Genomic DNA, 17,794 nt, shown 5'->3' with positions numbered 1-17,794 from the left:
AAAGGGTTGCACCCGGTTGCACCTCAAAGGTTGCCCAGCTAATCTTGCGGCCAGCTGATGCCACGCGGTCGTGGCAAACATGAGGATAAAAATATGGCTACCACCACCCTTGGGGTCAAACTTGACGACCCGACCCGCGAACGCCTCAAGGCCGCTGCGACCTCGATTGATCGCACGCCGCACTGGCTGATCAAGCAGGCAATTTTCAATTACCTGGAAAAACTCGAGGGTGGTGCAACCCTGACCGAGCTGAGCGGTTTGACCAAGGATTCCGACGACATCGTCGACGCGCCTTTGGATCACGCCCACCAGTGCTTCCTCGAATTCGCCGAAAGCATCCTGCCGCAATCGGTACTGCGCGCCTCGATCACCGCCGCTTACCGTCGCCCTGAGCCTGAAGTTGTGCCAATGCTGATCGAACAGGCGCGTCTGCCTGCTGCGATGGCCGAAGCCACCAACAAGCTCGCCTCCTCGATTGCCGAGAAGCTGCGCAATCAGAAGAGCGCCGGCGGCCGTGCCGGAATTGTTCAGGGCCTGTTGCAGGAATTTTCCCTGTCGTCCCAGGAAGGTGTAGCGCTGATGTGCCTCGCCGAAGCGCTGCTGCGAATCCCGGACAAAGGCACCCGTGACGCGCTGATTCGCGACAAGATCAGCACCGGCAACTGGCACCCGCATCTGGGCAACAGCCCGTCGCTGTTCGTCAACGCCGCGACCTGGGGCTTGTTGCTGACCGGCAAACTGGTCGCCACCCATAATGAAGCGGGCCTGACGTCCTCCCTGAGCCGCATCATCGGCAAGAGCGGCGAGCCGATGATCCGCAAGGGCGTCGACATGGCCATGCGCCTGATGGGCGAGCAGTTCGTGACCGGCGAAACCATCGCCGAAGCCCTGGCCAACGCCAGCAAGTTCGAAGCCAAGGGCTTCCGCTACTCCTACGACATGCTGGGTGAAGCTGCACTCACCGAGCACGACGCCCAGAAATACCTGGCCTCGTACGAACAAGCCATTCACTCGATCGGCAAAGCGTCCCACGGTCGTGGGATTTATGAAGGCCCGGGCATTTCCATCAAACTCTCGGCACTGCACCCGCGTTACAGCCGCGCGCAGTACGAGCGTGTGATGGATGAGCTGTACCCGCGTCTGTTGTCGCTGACCTTGCTGGCCAAGCAATACGATATCGGCCTGAACATCGACGCCGAAGAAGCCGACCGCCTCGAGCTGTCGCTGGATCTGCTGGAGCGCCTGTGCTTCGAGCCGCAACTGACCGGCTGGAACGGCATCGGCTTCGTGATCCAGGCATACCAAAAGCGTTGCCCATACGTGATCGACTACGTGATCGACCTGGCTCGTCGCAGCCGTCATCGCCTGATGATCCGCCTGGTAAAAGGTGCGTACTGGGACAGCGAAATCAAGCGCGCCCAGGTCGAAGGCCTGGAAGGCTATCCGGTCTACACCCGCAAGGTGTACACCGACGTTTCCTACATCGCGTGTGCTAGAAAACTGCTGTCGGTGCCGGAAGTCATCTATCCGCAGTTCGCCACCCACAACGCCCACACCCTGTCGGCCATGTACCACATCGCCGGTCAGAACTATTACCCCGGTCAGTACGAGTTCCAGTGCCTGCACGGCATGGGTGAACCGCTGTACGAACAGGTTGTAGGCAAAGTTTCCGAAGGCAAGCTGAACCGTCCGTGCCGCGTGTACGCACCGGTCGGCACTCACGAAACACTGCTGGCGTACCTGGTGCGTCGTCTGCTGGAAAACGGCGCGAACACCTCGTTCGTCAACCGTATCGCCGACCAATCCATTTCGATCCAGGAGCTGGTGGCCGATCCAGTGGCCAGCATCGAGCAGATGGCGACGCTGGAAGGCGGCTTCGGCCTGCCGCACCCGCGTATCCCGCTGCCGCGTGATCTTTATGGTGCCGAGCGCGCCAACTCCAGCGGCATCGACATGGCCAACGAACATCGTCTGGCTTCGCTGTCCTGCGCCCTGCTGGCCACTGCCCACAACCACTGGAAAGCTGCGCCGATGCTCGGTTGCGCGTCCAGCACAGAAACCCCTGCGCCGGTTCTGAACCCGTCCGATCTGCGTGACGTGGTTGGCCATGTACAGGAAGCGACCGTCGAAGACGTCGACAACGCGATCCAGTGCGCCCTGAACGCTGCGCCGATCTGGCAGGCTACCCCGCCCGCCGAACGCGCCGCGATTCTGGAACGTGCCGCCGATTTGATGGAAGGCGAGATCCAGCCGCTGATGGGCCTGCTGGCCCGTGAAGCCGGCAAGACCTTCGCCAACGCCATCGCCGAAGTGCGTGAAGCCGTGGACTTCCTGCGTTATTACGCAGTGCAGGCACGCAACGATTTCACCAACGACGCCCACCGCCCGCTGGGTCCGGTGGTGTGCATCAGCCCGTGGAACTTCCCGCTGGCAATCTTCAGCGGCCAGGTTGCTGCAGCATTGGCTGCCGGTAACCCGGTACTGGCCAAGCCTGCGGAACAAACTCCGCTGGTGGCGGCTCAAGCCGTGCGTTTGATGATCGAAGCCGGGATCCCGGAAGGCGTGCTGCAACTGCTGCCGGGCCGTGGCGAAACCGTTGGCGCTCGTCTGGTCGGTGATGACCGGGTCAAAGGTGTGATGTTCACCGGTTCGACCGAAGTTGCGCGTTTGCTGCAACGCAACGTCGCTGGTCGCCTGGATGCACAGGGCCGCCCGATTCCGCTGATCGCCGAAACCGGTGGCCAGAACGCGATGATCGTCGACTCCTCGGCCCTGACCGAACAAGTTGTGATCGACGTGGTGTCGTCGGCCTTCGACAGCGCCGGTCAACGTTGCTCGGCACTGCGCGTCCTGTGCTTGCAGGAAGATTCCGCTGACCGTGTCATCGAAATGCTCAAGGGCGCCATGGCTGAATGCCGTCTCGGCAACCCTGAGCGCCTGTCTGTGGACATCGGCCCGGTGATCGACGCCGAAGCCAAGGCCGGCATCGAGAAGCACATCCAGGCGATGCGCGACAAAGGTCGCAACGTGTACCAGGTGGCCATCGCCAACAGCGAAGAAGTCAAACGCGGCACCTTCGTGATGCCGACCCTGATCGAACTGGAAAGCTTCGACGAACTGCAACGGGAGATCTTCGGTCCGGTGCTGCACGTGGTTCGCTACAAGCGCAAAGACATCGATCAACTGATCGGTCAGATCAACGCTTCCGGCTACGGCCTGACGCTGGGTGTGCACACCCGGATCGACGAGACCATCGCCAAGGTGATCGACAACGTCAACGCCGGTAACGTCTACGTGAACCGCAACATCGTGGGTGCCGTGGTTGGCGTGCAGCCGTTCGGCGGTGAAGGCCTGTCGGGTACTGGCCCGAAAGCCGGTGGCCCGCTGTACCTGTACCGCCTGCTGTCGACACGTCCTACCGGTGCTATCGAACAATCCTTCGCTCGCGGTGACGCCATCGTTGCACCGGACGTTCGTCTGCGTGATGCCATGAGCAAACCGCTGACCGCCCTGAAAGCCTGGGCCGACAGCAACAATTTTGCCGACCTGAGCACCCTGTGTGTGCAGTTCGCAGCGCAATCGCAAAGCGGCATTACCCGTGTTCTGGCGGGCCCGACCGGCGAGCGCAACAGCTACGCCATCCTGCCGCGTGAACACGTGCTGTGCCTGGCGGAAGTCGAAGGCGATCTGCTGACTCAACTGGCGGCGGTGTTGGCCGTCGGCGGCTCGGCGGTATGGCCGGAAGCTGAATTGACCAAGGCACTGTTTGCACGTCTGCCGAAGGACATTCAGGCGAAGATCAAACTGGTTGCCGACTGGAACAAGGACGAAGTGGTGTTTGATGCGGTTCTGCATCATGGCCATTCCGATCAGCTGCGTGCGGTGTGCCAGCAAGTGGCCAAGCGTGCCGGGGCGATTGTTGGGGTTCATGGGTTGTCCCAGGGCGAAACCAGCATTGCGCTGGAGCGTCTGGTGATCGAGCGGGCGTTGAGTGTTAACACCGCGGCGGCGGGTGGTAACGCCAGCTTGATGACCATCGGCTAAACGCAATAAGACCGGGCATCCGCAACGGACGCCCGGTCAGCAATATCCCCTGTGGGAGCGAGCCTGCTCGCGATAGCGGTGAGTCATCCGACACATGTATTGGATGACACATCGCTATCGCGAGCAGGCTCGCTCCCACAGTTGTTTTGTGGCGTCTGCTAAGTCGTTGCGCGGCTCCACCATCACGCTCATCAATCATCCTGTTCAGCCTTTATTCCCACGCCTAGACTCGGTCCATTCCAAAAAAAGGTAGGCCGCCATGTCCGAGACGTTGCTCAGTTCCCGCAATCTGGCTTTCGAGCTGTACGAAGTCCTCGATGCCGAAGGCCTGACCCAGCGTGAGCGTTTCGCCGAGCACAACCGCGAAACCTTCGATGCCGCCATCGGCACTGCCCGTAGCATCGCCGAGAAGTTCTTCGCCCCGCACAACCGCAAGGGCGACGAGAACGAGCCGCGCTATGAAGACGGTCAGGCGATTCTGATTCCGGAAGTGAAACCGGCGGTGGATGCCTTCCTCGAAGCCGGCTTCCTCAACGCGGCGCGCAGTTTCGATGCGGGCGGCATGCAACTTCCTACGCTGTTGTCCCAGGCCTGCTTCGCGCACTTCCAGTCGGCCAATGCCGCGTCCACCTCGTATCCGTTCCTGACCATGGGCGCTGCAAACCTGATCGAAAGCTTCGGCACTGAAGAGCAGAAGCAGCGCTTCCTGCAACCGATGATCGATGGTCGCTTCTTCGGCACCATGGCGCTGACTGAACCCCACGCCGGTTCGTCGCTGTCGGATATTCGTACACGCGCCGAACCTGCGTCTGACGGCACTTATCGACTCAAGGGCAACAAGATTTTCATCTCCGGCGGCGATCACCCGCTGTCGGAAAACATCGTGCACATGGTGCTGGCCAAGTTGCCGGATGCACCGGCCGGGGTGAAAGGCATTTCGTTGTTTATCGTGCCCAAGTTCCTGGTCAACGATGACGGCAGCCTCGGCAAGCGCAACGATGTCTTGCTGGCGGGCCTGTTCCACAAGATGGGCTGGCGCGGCACCACGTCCACCGCGCTGAACTTCGGCGATAACGGCGAGTGCGTAGGCTACCTGGTGGGCAAGCCGCACCACGGTTTGAGCTACATGTTCCAGATGATGAACGAGGCGCGTATCGGTGTCGGCATGGGCGCGGTGATGCTCGGCTACGCCGGTTACCTGTATTCCCTGGAGTACGCCCGCGAACGTCCGCAGGGTCGTGTTCCGGATAGCAAAGACCCGAACACCGCGCCGGTGGCGATCATTCAGCACGCTGACGTTAAACGCATGCTGCTGACGCAGAAAGCCTATGTCGAAGGCTCGTTCGACCTTGGGTTGTACGCAGCACGACTGTTCGATGACACCACGACGCTGGAGACTGAATCCGAGCGCAAACAAGCGCATGAGCTGTTGGATTTATTGACACCCATCGTCAAGTCCTGGCCATCGGAGTTCTGCCTGAAGGCCAACGAACTGGCGATCCAGATTCTCGGTGGCCACGGTTATACCCGCGAGTACCCGGTGGAGCAGTATTACCGCGACAACCGTTTGAACCCGATCCACGAAGGCACCCACGGCATTCAGTCGCTGGACTTGCTGGGGCGCAAACTGGCGCAGAACGGTGGCGCGGGGCTCAAGCAATTGATCCGCTTGATTGCCAACACCGCCGAACGGGCGCAGGCGTATGAGTCGTTGACCGCGTTGCGTGAACCGCTGGAGAAACTGGTCGCGCGCCTGCAAACGGTGACCATCGGTTTGCTCACGGATCTGGGCCAAGGCAAGGTCAACAGCAGTCTGGCGAACTCGGCGTTGTACCTGAAGGTGTTCGGGCACACGGTGATTGGCTGGCGCTGGCTGGAACAGGCGATTCGCGCTGAGGAAGGGTTGGCCGATGGGAATGTGGCGGATGTGAGCTTCTATAAGGGCAAGCTGCAGGCGGCACGGTATTTCCTGACGTGGGAAGTGCCGGGTTGTCACCATGAGCTGGCGATTCTTGAGGCTCGGGATGATGTGTGTCTGGGAATGCAGGATGAGTGGTTTTGATAATGGAGGGTGAGGCGAAGTTTTTCACCAGGCATCAAATCCACCCCTCACCCCAACCCTCTCCCCAGTGGGGAGAGGGGGAAAGGGGGCCGATCTGCATAGTTTTCAGAACCTGAGCTCGACTCGGTTTTTCAGGTCGATGTAATTCGAAGAACAACTCGGTCAGTCCCCTCTACCCCTTGGGGAGAAGGTTAGGGTGAGGGGCAGCCCTAACTGACACACCACAAAACCTCACTTCAACCGAAACCCACCCATCTGCCGCGCCAAATCATCCGCCAGCCGCTGCAACGTCTGGCAATCCTCACGGCAAGCCCTGACCTCCCCGGCCGTCGCCCGAGCCAAATCAGAAATCCCCTGCACATTGCGATTGATCTCTTCCGTCACCGCCGACTGCTCTTCCGTGGCCGTCGCCACTTGATGATTCATGTCGCTGATGCGCTCGACCTGCCCGGTAATTGCCGTCAATGACGCTCCCGTGCGCTGGCTCGATTCGACACCCGTGCCCGTCGCCGCCTGCCCGGAATGCATGGATGAAACCGCATTCTCCGCGCCCTGCTTGAGGCTGCCGATCATCTGCTGAATCTCGTCGGTGGACGCTTGAGTCCGCCGCGCCAACGTCCGCACTTCATCCGCCACCACCGCAAACCCACGGCCCATGTCCCCGGCGCGGGCGGCTTCGATGGCGGCGTTAAGTGCCAGTAAATTGGTCTGCTCGGAGATCCCGCGAATCACCGCCAGCACCTGATCGATCGACGCAACCTGATTGGCCAGTTCGCCAACGGCACCCGCCGCGATACCGATTTCATCGGACATGCTTTCTATATGCCGGATCGACCCGTCCACAACCTCCCGCGCCTGCATGGCTTCATCGCGAGCATTCTGCGAAGCGACGGCGGCGTTACCCGCGTTCTGGGCGATTTCCTGCACCGTCAGACCCATCTCGTGGACAGCAGTGGCAACCATGTCGGTCATTTCCTGCTGACGACCAGAACGTTCGGCAGTGTTATCTACCACGCGCGCCACTTGGCCGACGGCGGTGCGCAGACGCTCGCTGGTGGTCAGCACTTCGCCGATCATTTCGCGCTGACTGTCGAGGAATCGATTGAAGCCGCGCGCCAAGTCACCGAGTTCATCGGCGCGGCTGGAATCTAACCGGTGGGTCAAATCTCCCCCACCGCTACCGATGGCTACCAGCGCAGCTGTTACCTGACGGATCGGCCGCACCAACCCACGGGCCAGCAATACCACCAGCAACAGACACACCAGCGCCACTGCCAGACCAATTGCGCTGCTCATCCACATGGCGCGACGAGCTTCGGCGTAGATCTGCGACTGTGGCACTTCGGCCACCAGGGTCCAGCCCAGGTCCCGCAATGGCAGGCTCAATGCCAGAAAATCTTCGCCGTCGCGGGTAAAACCACTGTTGGTGGCGGACGCTTTGGAAATAGAGAGCTGACCCATCACAGCTTGCGCCGCCGGGGCTCCGATTTGCTCGGCCAATGTGCGCTTGCCGCTGAATTGCGCCTCGGGGTGAACCTGGATCAAACCGTCGGAACGCACGAGATAGACCTTGCCGCGCTCACCGAAGTTGAAGTTGTGGATCAGCTCCGACAGCTCTTTCATGCTCAACCCCAGCCCTGCAACGCCCACGACTTTACCGGCCTGCTCGACCTTGAGGTCGATGAACAGCGCCAATTCTCCGGTCGCGGTGTCATTGTCGATATTGAGGGTGCGGGGCTGGTTGCTGTCGAGGAAGGCGTAGAACCAGGCGTCTTTGGGATTGGAGCGGCTGAGGGTCCGGTCCAGGCCTTTTTCAGTGAAATAGTGGTTTGAAACCGTGCCGACGATCAGCGCGGTGAAGGCTTTGTGTTCGGCGCGGATGCCTTCCAGATACTGCACAAACGCAGGGGTCTGGGCACTGTTTTCACCCCCGGCCAACCAGTCGCGCACCATGCTGTTGCTGGCGATGTCCTTGGCGGCGGTGAGGGGTTGGACGAGGATTCGTTCGATGTCGTTGCGCATCGCTTCGATGCTCGACGGCAGTGCCTGTTCGACCAGATAGCTCTGGGCGAGACGGTTGACCACGAGGGTATAAATGCCAACCACGATCAGGATGCTGACCAGCAGGGCGGTGCCCATACTGAGGATCAACTGCCATTGAATACTGCGTCGCCAGAACTGCATGGAGCACCCCCAAAGAATAAGAGGCTGAAACACTGCAACAGCCGTGCCGATTGTATACAACTAAACCGACAATCTATTCTTTGGTTGTGCGCAAATCCGATCAGGCCTGATTGATCGTCTTGGAGATCACTTCAACCGTGGCGCTGACTTGCTCTTGGTAACGGTCGAGTTCCTGCTGGTGCTGCTTTTGCATTTCGATCTGCTGGGAACACAGATTCATCGCGGCCAGCACCAGCAAGCGGTCACCGATCAGCGTCGGGTACTTCCTCTTGGTGTCGGCCAAGGCAGCTTTCAACATCATTGCGGCGTCCAGCAGGGTTTGCTCTTCCCCGGCCGGCGCCTTGATCGAATAGTCCTCCCCCAGGATCGAGACGACTTTTACCCCTGCGGCGCCGTGATTCATGCGCTGACCGGGCCGGCGCTGACGCGCTCAACCAGGGCCTGTATGCGAGCCGCGGTGGCGCCTTGTTTCTCTTCCTGTTCCATCAGGCTCAGTTGCAGGCTTTCGTTTTCATCCTTGGCCTGGGCCAGTTCTGCACTCAAGGTTTGGTTGGTGCCAAGCAGCGTCTGGTTCTGTTGCACCAGGTCGTTGACCAGCTGTTCCAATTGGCTAAGGGATGCTTCCAACATTTTGATTTTCCAAGCATTTTCAAGGGGCGCGTACGATAAAGAAAAGTCACCACGGATGCCAGGGTTATTCAGGCGCAAGGCCTTGATTTTCCTGGCGGGCGACCTTCCTCGTGAGCTTTAAAGACTGCGATTGGCAAATCTGGTTCCTTCACTTCGTCGCCGGGGCTGGTCTGCGACAAAAACGCACACGCACTCAAGACTTTAGTCGCATGACCGATAAGTCACTCATACGTCAGCTTCAGCGCCGCACGGGTGCGCTCACTTTGGTAAACAGCATGTCCCTTCGTAATATGAATATCGCACCGCGGGCGTTCCTCGGTTTCGCCCTGATTGGCGGCTTGATGCTGGTTTTGGGGGTGTTTGCCCTGAACCAGATGAGCAAGATCCGCGGTGCCGGTGAGAACATCGTCGAGAGCAGCGTGCCGAGCATCAAGGCGCTGGATGAGTTCACCCAGCTGACGCTGCGCCTTCGGGTCCTTTCCTATCGCCTGTTGACCAACCGCGAACCCGACGTGCAGCAAAAAACCATCGAACTGTTCGACCAGCGCAATCAGCAAATCCGTGCCGCTCAGACTGAGTATGAAAAATTCATCAGCAGCCCTGACGAGCGTGCGGCTTACGACCAGTACGTGCAGTTGCTTGGCCAGTATCATCAGCTTGAAGACCGGATGAAGAGTCTGTCGCGCAACAACCAGGTGGAAGAACTGCGCACCTTGCTCAACAGCGATCTGTTGACCAACTCTGAAGCCGTCAACGCCGTGCTCAACCGCCTGATGCTGATCAACAACCAACAAGCAGTCGACCTTAATCAGCAGGCAACTGATCAGTACTCCTCGGCATTCAACCTGGTCGTCACCCTGCTGGTGATCGCCTCCGGCCTGACCGTGCTGTTCGCCTGGCTGCTGACCAACAGCATCACCAAGCCGATCGCCAATGCCCTGACCGCTGCCGAAGAAATCGCCGAGGGCAACCTGACTCGCCCGATCACGGTTGATGGCGAAGACGAAGCCGGCCGCTTGCTGCTGGCCATGTCGAAGATGCAGGACAAGTTGCGCGACACCCTGCAACGAATTTCCGGTTCGGCCACGCAACTGGCGTCCGCTGCTGAAGAGTTGAACAGTGTCACCGACGAAAGCGCCCGTGGCCTGACCCAGCAGAACAACGAAATCGAACAGGCCGCCACTGCGGTCAATGAAATGACCAGCGCTGTGGAAGAAGTCGCACGCAACGCCGTGAGCACTTCCGAAGCCTCGAAGAACGCCACCACGTCGGCCGGTGACGGTCGTGACCTGGTGCAGGAAACCGTCAGCGCCATCGAACGCATGAGCGCCGATGTGCAGAGCACCGCGACTTTGATTGGTGATCTGGCCAATGAATCCCGTGACATCGGCAAGGTGCTGGACGTGATTCGCGGCCTGGCTGACCAGACCAACCTGCTGGCATTGAACGCAGCAATCGAAGCTGCGCGAGCCGGTGAAGCCGGGCGTGGTTTCGCGGTGGTGGCGGATGAGGTGCGTGCACTGGCGCATCGCACTCAGCAGTCGACCAGCGAAATCGAACGCATGATCGGCAGTATCCAGAGCGGTACCGAACACGCGGTGGATTCGATGCGCAACAGCACCGAACGCGCCGAATCGACCTTGAACATCGCGCGTGGCGCAGGTCTTTCGCTGGACACCATCAACAGCGCCATTGTCGAGATCAACGAGCGCAACCTGGTGATCGCCAGCGCGGCGGAAGAACAGGCGCAGGTCGCCCGTGAAGTGGATCGCAATCTGGTGAACATTCGTGATTTGTCGGTGCAATCGGCGACCGGGGCGAATCAGACGAGTGCGGCGAGTAATGAATTGTCGCGATTGGCGCTGGACCTGAACAACATGGTTGGGCGGTTTAGCCTCTGATCTGGATATGTGCCCGCCACAAGAGCCACCCCTCACCCCAGCCCTCTCCCCAAGGGGGAGAGGGGGAAAGGGAGCCGATCTTCATGCTGTTCAGAACCTGAGTTCGGCTCGATAGCTCAGGTCGCAGTATTTAGAACAAACACCTCGGTCAGTCCCCTCGCCCCTCTGGGGAGAGGGTTAGGGTGAGGGGCCGGTCGCAAGCCGAACAAAAAACCTGAACACCACACCGTCAAAACCTTTTTGACAGCATCACATTTCAACAGGTTAGAATCGCTGGCACGCAGACTGCATGGTCAGTTTGTGCCCGCCTTTCAGCTTTCTGGAGTATTGCCTTTGAATGCGACGACCATCAACAGCCTGTTCTTGATCGGCGCGTTGCTGGTAGGTGCGAGCATTCTGGTGAGCTCACTTTCCTCGCGCCTCGGCATTCCGATTCTGGTGATCATCCTGGCGGTGGGCATGTCGGCCGGCGTCGATGGCGCCGGCATTATTTTCGATAACTACCCAACAGCTTATCTGGTCGGCAACCTCGCGCTGGCAGTCATCCTGCTCGACGGCGGGTTGCGCACCCGGGTTTCCAGCTTCCGCGTGGCGTTATGGCCGGCGCTGTCGCTCGCGACGGTCGGGGTGTTGATCACTACCGGGCTGACCGGCATGGCAGCCGCGTGGCTATTCAACCTGAACCTGATTCAGGGACTGCTGATCGGCGCCATCGTCGGCTCGACCGACGCCGCTGCGGTGTTCTCGCTGCTGGGCGGTAAAGGCCTGAACGAACGGGTCACCGCCAGCCTCGAAATCGAATCCGGCAGCAACGACCCGATGGCGGTGTTTCTCACCGTGACCCTGATCGACATGCTCGCCAGCGGCCAGACCGGCCTGCACTGGAGCCTGCTTGCGCACTTCGTGCGTGAGTTCGGCATCGGTGCCGTCATCGGCCTCGGCGGTGGCTGGGTCATGCTGCAATTGGTCAATCGCATCAACCTGGCCAACGGTCTCTACCCGATTCTGGTGATTGCCGGCGGCCTGGCGGTCTTCGCCCTGACCAACGCCTTGCATGGCAGCGGTTTCCTGGCGGTCTACCTCTGCGGCCTGGTGATCGGCAATCGTCCGGTGCGCAGCCGCCACGGCATTTTGCACATGCTCGACGGCATGGCCTGGCTGGCGCAGATCGGCATGTTCCTGGTGCTGGGGCTGCTGGTGACGCCGCATGACCTGTTGCCTATCGCCCTGCCCGCTCTCGGCCTGGCGCTGTGGATGATTCTGTTTGCACGGCCGCTGTCGGTACTGGTCGGTCTGCTGCCGTTCAAAGCGTTCCATGGCCGAGAAAAGGCGTTTATCTCCTGGGTCGGATTACGCGGCGCGGTCCCGATCATTCTGGCGGTGTTCCCGCTGATGGCCGGCCTGCCGAATGCCCAGCTCTACTTCAACCTCGCCTTCTTTATCGTGCTGGTGTCGTTGCTGGTGCAGGGCACGAGCCTGCCGTGGGTGGCGAAGCTTTTGAAAGTCACCGTTCCGCCAGAGCCGGCGCCGATCTCTCGCGCGGCGCTGGAGGTGCATGTCACCAGCGAGTGGGAGCTGTTCGTTTATCGCCTCGGCGCCGAAAAATGGTGCATCGGTTCACCCCTTCGTGAGCTGAAAATGCCCGAAGGTACGCGTATCGCCGCACTGTTTCGTGGCCAGCAACTGCTCCATCCGTCGGGTAGTACGGTGCTCGAAGTCGATGATTTGCTGTGTGTTATCGGCCACGAACACAACCTTCCAGCCCTCGGAAAACTCTTCAGTCAGGCACCGCAACGCGGCCTCGATTTGCGCTTCTTCGGCGACTTCGTTCTCGAAGGAGACGCCCAGCTGGCTGCGGTTGCGGCGCTGTACGGGTTGAAGGTCGAAGGCATCGATCCGGACATGTCCCTGGGCCATTTCATTGCACACAAAGTCGGCGGTGCTCCAGTAGTCGGCGACCAGGTGGAGTGGAACAACACCATCTGGACCGTCGCGGTCATGGAGGGGAACAAGATCGGCAAAGTGGGCGTCAGATTCCCCGAAGGAAGTCGCCCGGGTCCCGGACTCTTCCTCTAAACTCCACACTTCGTCTCGTTTTCGATCGGTCTCTATGTCAACCCTGCGCACTTTTTTCATCATGGCCCTGTTGGGCTTGAGTCTTTCTGTCGGTACGTTGCAAGCGGCCGAACCGCCGACCAGCGAAGCCGTGCAGGCTAATCTGGACAAGATTGCCGAGCGCAAACTGCCGGAAGCGGATCAGAAGGCCCTGCAATCCGTCCTGCAAAGCACGCTGACCCAGCTCGGCAACCAGCGTGATTACGAACAAAAGCTGGTCGCACTCAAGCAGCAGTTGGCCACCGCACCCAAGCAGAACATCGAAAACCAGCGTGAGCTGACCAAGCTCAAAGCCACCCGTATGCCGCCGGTGCCGCAACGCTACGCTAACCAGTCGATCCAGCAGCTTGAGCAAATGCTCACCGAGCGCTCGACCCAGCAGAGCGACCTGCAGAAGGCGCTGGCCGACGCCAACAGTCTGGTGATTACCGCCCAGACCCGCCCCGAGCGCGCACAGGCCGAAATTTCCGCCAGCCAGACACGCATTCAACAGATCAACAACATCCTCAAGGCTGGCAAGGACGCCGGCAAGACCCTGAGCGGTGAACAGCGTGACCTGCTGAATGCCGAGCTCGCGGCACTCAATGCGCTGATTCCACTGCGTCGCCAGGAACTGGCCGGCAACAACCAGTTGCAGGACCTGGGTAACAGCCAGCATGACTTGCTATCGGAAAAATCCGATCGTCTGGATCAGGAAATCCAGGAGCTGCAAACCCTGATCAACCAGAAGCGCCTGGCCCAGTCCCAGGAGACGGTGACGCAGCAGTCCATCGAAGCGCAGAAGTCCGGCGGCAGCACGCTGCTGGCCACCGAAAGCGCGGCCAACCTGAAGCTCTCGGACTACCTGCTCAAAAGCACTGACCGCCTCAACGAAGTCACCCAGCAAAACCTGCAGACCAAACAGCAGCTGGACAACGTGACCCAAAGCGATTCGGCGCTGGATGAACAAATCAACGTGCTCAAGGGCAGCCTGCTGCTCTCCAAGATTCTCTATAAACAGAAACAGGCCCTGCCGCGTCTCAAGCTCGACCGCGACCTGGCCGACCAGATCGCCGACATTCGCCTGTACCAGTTTGAAGTGAGCCAGCAACGGGAATTGCTCAGCAACCCCGCGACCTATGTTGACAACCTGCTGTCCACCCAACCGCCGGAGCAAGTCACCCCGCAGCTGCGAAAAAGTCTGCTGGAACTGGCCACTACCCGCGCGGACCTGCTGGAGCGACTGAACCGCGAACTGAGCGCGGTCCTCAACGAATCCATCACCTTGCAACTCAATCAGAAACAATTGCTCAGCACCGCGCAAAGCCTGCGAGCGACCCTCGACGAGCAGATGTTCTGGATTCCCAGCAACAAGCCGCTGGACCTGGAGTGGATGCGCGCGGTACCGGAACGCCTGGAACGGCAGGTCACTACGCTGCCGTGGGCTTCCAGCCTGAGCGAACTGAGTGATGGCCTGACCCAGCGGCCGCTGCTGTTCCTGCCGTTGGCGTTGTTGATCGGCGCCCTGCTGTGGCGGCGTAAAAGCCTGTATGCCCGATTGAGCAAAGTTCACCAGGACATCGGCCACTTTAAACGCGACAGCCAGCTGCATACGCCGCAGGCCATCCTGATCAATATTTTGCTGGCGATGCCGGTTTCGCTGGGCCTGGCCTTGTGCGGCCTGGCGTTGCAGATCGACGCCCGCGGGCAGAACGCCAACATGGGCGCGGCGCTGCTGCAAATGGCCCAGGCCTGGTTGGTGTTCTACACCGCCTACCGAACCCTCGCACCGGGCGGCGTGGCTGAACTGCATTTCCGTTGGGAAAAACCCCAGGTCGAATTCCTTCAGGGCTGGGTCCGCCGCCTAGGACTGGTGGTGATGGCATTGGTCGCCGTGGTGGCGGTGGCCGAGCTGCAACCAGCGACGCTGGCCGATGACGTGCTCGGCATGCCAGTGGTGCTGATCTGCTACGCCTTGATGGCCTGGCTGCTCAGCCGCCTGCTGGTTGCGAGCCCGACACACCAGAACGCTTCGCTGTTTCGCAAAGCGGTCGGGGTGATGTTCACCGTCCTGCCTGTCGCGCTGTTCGTCGCCGTGTGTTTCGGCTACTACTACACCGCGCTGAAGCTCAGTGACCGGTTGATCAACACCCTTTACCTCCTGATGTTCTGGCTGGTGATCGAAGCCACTTTCGTTCGCGGTCTCAGCGTTGCAGCACGACGCCTGGCCTACCAGCGCGCCCTGGCCAAGCGCCAGGCTGCGAAAGAGGCTGGCGACGGCGAAGCGGTGATCGAAGAGCCAACGCTGGACATCGAGAAGGTCAACGAACAGTCCCTGCGCCTGATCCGTCTGGCGCTGCTTGGCGGTTTCATCGCGGCGCTGTACTGGGTCTGGTCCGATTTGATCTCGGTATTCTCATACCTCGACAACATCACCCTTTACGAATACACCAGCGGCACCGGCGCCAACATGAGCATGGTGCCAATCAGCATCGGCGACATGCTGGGCGCGCTGATCATCATTGGCATTACCTTTGCGCTGGCGCGTAACTTGCCCGGCCTGCTGGAAGTGTTGGTGCTGTCCAAGCTCAACCTGGCTCAGGGCAGCGCCTATGCTACGACCACTTTGCTGTCCTATGTGATTGCCGGCGTCGGCTTCGTCTCGACCCTGTCGACCCTCGGCGTGAGCTGGGACAAGTTGCAATGGCTGGTGGCGGCGCTGTCGGTCGGTCTCGGTTTCGGGATGCAGGAGATTTTCGCGAACTTCATCTCCGGCATCATGATTCTGTTCGAGCGTCCGGTTCGGATCGGCGACACGATCACCATCGGCAACCTGTCGGGCACGGTCAGCAAGATCCGCATCCGCGCCACGACCATCACCGACTTCGATCGCAAGGACATCATTGTCCCGAACAAGACGTTCATCACCGGGCAACTGATCAACTGGTCCCTGACCGACACCATCACCCGGGTGACCCTCAAGCTCGGCGTCGATTACGGTTCGGACCTGGACCTGGTGAAAGAGCTGCTGCTCAAAGCCGCACGCGATAACCCGCGCGTCCTGAAAGACCCGGAACCCCACGTGTACTTCCTGAACTTTGGCGAAAGCACCCTCGACCACGAGTTGCGCATGCACGTGCGCGACCTCGGTGACCGCAACCCGGTCCTCGACGAGGTCAACCGCTTCATCAACCGCGAGTTCAAGAAGCAGCACATCAACATCTCGTTCCGGCAGATGGAGGTTTACCTCAAGAACCTTCACGGCCAGGAATACAAAATGGTGCCGATCGAGCCGGAGGCCAAAACCATCGTGCCGCTGCTGGATGGCAAGTCGCCCCTTCAGCCGCCGCCCGCCAAGCTCGACTAACCGCCCTATCCCTAGCAGAATGCTCGGACATTCTGCTGGAGATGGCCGTTGAAAGCCCTCGACGAACTGACCTTCGATAATCGCTTCGCCCGCTTGGGCGACACGTTCTCCGCCCATGTGCTGCCCGAGCCCATCGACAACCCGCGTCTGGTGGTGGCCAGCCCTGCCGCCATGGCGCTGCTCGACCTCGACCCGGCCGTGGCGCACACCCCGGAGTTCGCCGAGCTGTTCAGCGGCCACAAACTCTGGGCCGACGCAGTGCCTCGGGCGATGGTTTATTCAGGGCATCAGTTCGGTTCCTACAACCCACAGCTGGGCGATGGTCGCGGCTTGTTGCTGGGCGAGGTCTACAACGAGGCCGGCGAACATTGGGACCTGCACCTCAAAGGCGCCGGCCAGACACCTTTTTCGCGCATGGGCGATGGACGCGCGGTACTGCGTTCGTCGATCCGCGAGTTTCTCGCCTCCGAAGCGCTGAATGCCCTGAACATCCCGACCACCCGCGCCCTGTGCGTGATCGGCTCCGACACCCCGGTGTGGCGCGAGAAACAGGAACGCGCGGCCATGGTTCTGCGCATGGCACCGAGTCATGTGCGATTCGGGCATTTCGAATATTTCTACTACACCAAACGCCCCGAGAAGCAGAAAGAACTCGGCGAGCACGTGCTGGCCATGCATTTCCCGGAATGCCTGGAACAACCGGAACCGTATCTGGCGATGTTCCGCGAAATCGTCGAACGCAATGCCGAGCTGATTGCTAAATGGCAGGCGTACGGTTTCTGCCACGGCGTGATGAACACGGACAACATGTCGATCCTCGGCATCACTTTCGACTTCGGTCCGTTCGCCTTCCTCGACGACTTCGACGCGCACTTCATCTGCAATCACTCCGATGACCAGGGTCGCTACTCTTTCAGCAACCAGGTGCCGATCGGCCAATGGAACCTCAGCGCCCTCGCCCAGGCACTGACGCCGTTTATCAGCGTCGAAGCCTTGCGCGAAACCCTCGGCCTTTACTTGCCGCTGTATCAGGCCCACTACCTGGACCTGATGCGCCGCCGCCTCGGGTTCACCACGGCCGAAGACGATGACCAGAAACTGCTGGAGCACCTGCTGCAACTGATGCAGAACAGCGGCGTCGATTACACGTTGTTCTTCCGCCGCCTGGGGGATGAATCCCCAGAACTGGCCGTCGCCCGTTTGCGTGATGACTTCGTCGACATCAAGGGCTTCGATGCCTGGGCCGAGCTGTACGTCGCCCGGGTTGCCCGTGAAGGCGAGGTTGATCAGGAACAGCGGCGCAAGCGGATGCACGGGGTCAATCCGCTGTACATCCTGCGCAATTACCTGGCACAGAAAGCCATCGATGCGGCGGAAAGTGGTGACTACTCAGAGGTTCGGCGACTGCATGCGGTGCTGAGCAATCCATTCGACGAGCAACCGGGGATGGAGAGCTACGCCGAGCGGCCGCCGGAGTGGGGGAAGCATTTGGAGATCAGTTGTTCGTCGTGA

Annotated in this window: 9 protein-coding genes and 1 pseudogene; 6 read left to right on the top strand and 4 right to left on the bottom strand. The window is 60.3% G+C overall.

Annotated elements, in window-relative coordinates:
* The first annotated feature begins 93 nt into the window (after nucleotides 1-93).
* On the top strand, nucleotides 94-4,044 hold the full coding sequence (putA, locus tag ACA070_RS02145; protein ID WP_497449849.1) for a trifunctional transcriptional regulator/proline dehydrogenase/L-glutamate gamma-semialdehyde dehydrogenase: 3,951 nt from the start codon (nucleotides 94-96) through the stop codon (nucleotides 4,042-4,044).
* Between the two features lie 259 nt (nucleotides 4,045-4,303).
* Complete coding sequence (locus ACA070_RS02140; protein WP_497449848.1) at nucleotides 4,304-6,106, top strand: acyl-CoA dehydrogenase; 1,803 nt, start codon at nucleotides 4,304-4,306, stop codon at nucleotides 6,104-6,106.
* 231 nt (nucleotides 6,107-6,337) lie between these two features.
* On the opposite strand, the gene ACA070_RS02135 is transcribed toward ACA070_RS02140, so the two are convergent.
* The 4 genes and pseudogenes from ACA070_RS02135 to ACA070_RS02120 all read right to left on the bottom strand — a co-directional run bounded on the left by ACA070_RS02135 (nucleotide 6,338) and on the right by ACA070_RS02120 (nucleotide 8,920).
* Nucleotides 6,338-7,045, bottom strand: a complete 708-nt coding sequence (locus ACA070_RS02135; protein ID WP_497451899.1) for a methyl-accepting chemotaxis protein — start codon at nucleotides 7,043-7,045, stop codon at nucleotides 6,338-6,340.
* Nucleotides 7,046-7,249: 204 nt separating this feature from the next.
* A pseudogene (locus ACA070_RS02130) lies at nucleotides 7,250-8,128 on the bottom strand (cache domain-containing protein); the annotation flags it as partial.
* Between the two features lie 262 nt (nucleotides 8,129-8,390).
* Entirely contained in the window at nucleotides 8,391-8,693 is a 303-nt protein-coding gene (locus ACA070_RS02125) for a cell division protein ZapA (RefSeq protein WP_131061408.1), read from the bottom strand.
* Nucleotides 8,690-8,920: a hypothetical protein gene (locus ACA070_RS02120; RefSeq protein ID WP_131061409.1), complete on the bottom strand. Its 231-nt coding sequence runs from the start codon at nucleotides 8,918-8,920 to the stop codon at nucleotides 8,690-8,692. Before ACA070_RS02120 ends, ACA070_RS02125 begins: the two co-directional genes overlap by 4 nt.
* A gap of 275 nt (nucleotides 8,921-9,195) precedes the next feature.
* Between ACA070_RS02120 and ACA070_RS02115 the strand changes: the two genes are divergently transcribed.
* From ACA070_RS02115 to selO, 4 genes are all read left to right on the top strand, one after another.
* Nucleotides 9,196-10,821, top strand: coding sequence for a methyl-accepting chemotaxis protein (locus ACA070_RS02115; protein WP_497449847.1), 1,626 nt, complete (start codon nucleotides 9,196-9,198; stop codon nucleotides 10,819-10,821).
* 333 nt (nucleotides 10,822-11,154) lie between these two features.
* The gene (locus ACA070_RS02110; protein ID WP_462028888.1) at nucleotides 11,155-12,897 is read left to right on the top strand and encodes a potassium/proton antiporter; all 1,743 of its coding nucleotides are present in this window, start codon (nucleotides 11,155-11,157) and stop codon (nucleotides 12,895-12,897) included.
* Nucleotides 12,898-12,931: 34 nt separating this feature from the next.
* Nucleotides 12,932-16,282 (top strand): mechanosensitive channel MscK, encoded by a 3,351-nt coding sequence (gene mscK / locus ACA070_RS02105; protein WP_497449846.1) that lies wholly within the window; start codon nucleotides 12,932-12,934, stop codon nucleotides 16,280-16,282.
* Nucleotides 16,283-16,330: 48 nt separating this feature from the next.
* On the top strand, nucleotides 16,331-17,794 hold the full coding sequence (selO, locus tag ACA070_RS02100; RefSeq protein ID WP_497449845.1) for a protein adenylyltransferase SelO: 1,464 nt from the start codon (nucleotides 16,331-16,333) through the stop codon (nucleotides 17,792-17,794).

This window comes from Pseudomonas sp. LBUM1678, assembly GCF_059695575.1.
Note: the sequence above shows the minus strand (reverse complement) of the source record. Positions and strands in the feature narration are given on the sequence as shown.

Bases quoted from the DNA above. Each gene is read 5' to 3' on its own strand.
- ACA070_RS02135 (WP_497451899.1), bottom strand. From the start codon at position 7,045: ATGGGTCTGACGGTGCAGGAAATCGCCCAGAACGCGGGTAACGCCGCC.
- ACA070_RS02125 (WP_131061408.1), bottom strand. From the start codon at position 8,693: ATGAATCACGGCGCCGCAGGGGTAAAAGTCGTCTCGATCCTGGGGGAG.
- putA (WP_497449849.1), top strand. From the start codon at position 94: ATGGCTACCACCACCCTTGGGGTCAAACTTGACGACCCGACCCGCGAA.
- mscK (WP_497449846.1), top strand. From the start codon at position 12,932: ATGTCAACCCTGCGCACTTTTTTCATCATGGCCCTGTTGGGCTTGAGT.
- ACA070_RS02140 (WP_497449848.1), top strand. From the start codon at position 4,304: ATGTCCGAGACGTTGCTCAGTTCCCGCAATCTGGCTTTCGAGCTGTAC.
- ACA070_RS02115 (WP_497449847.1), top strand. From the start codon at position 9,196: ATGTCCCTTCGTAATATGAATATCGCACCGCGGGCGTTCCTCGGTTTC.
- ACA070_RS02120 (WP_131061409.1), bottom strand. From the start codon at position 8,920: ATGTTGGAAGCATCCCTTAGCCAATTGGAACAGCTGGTCAACGACCTG.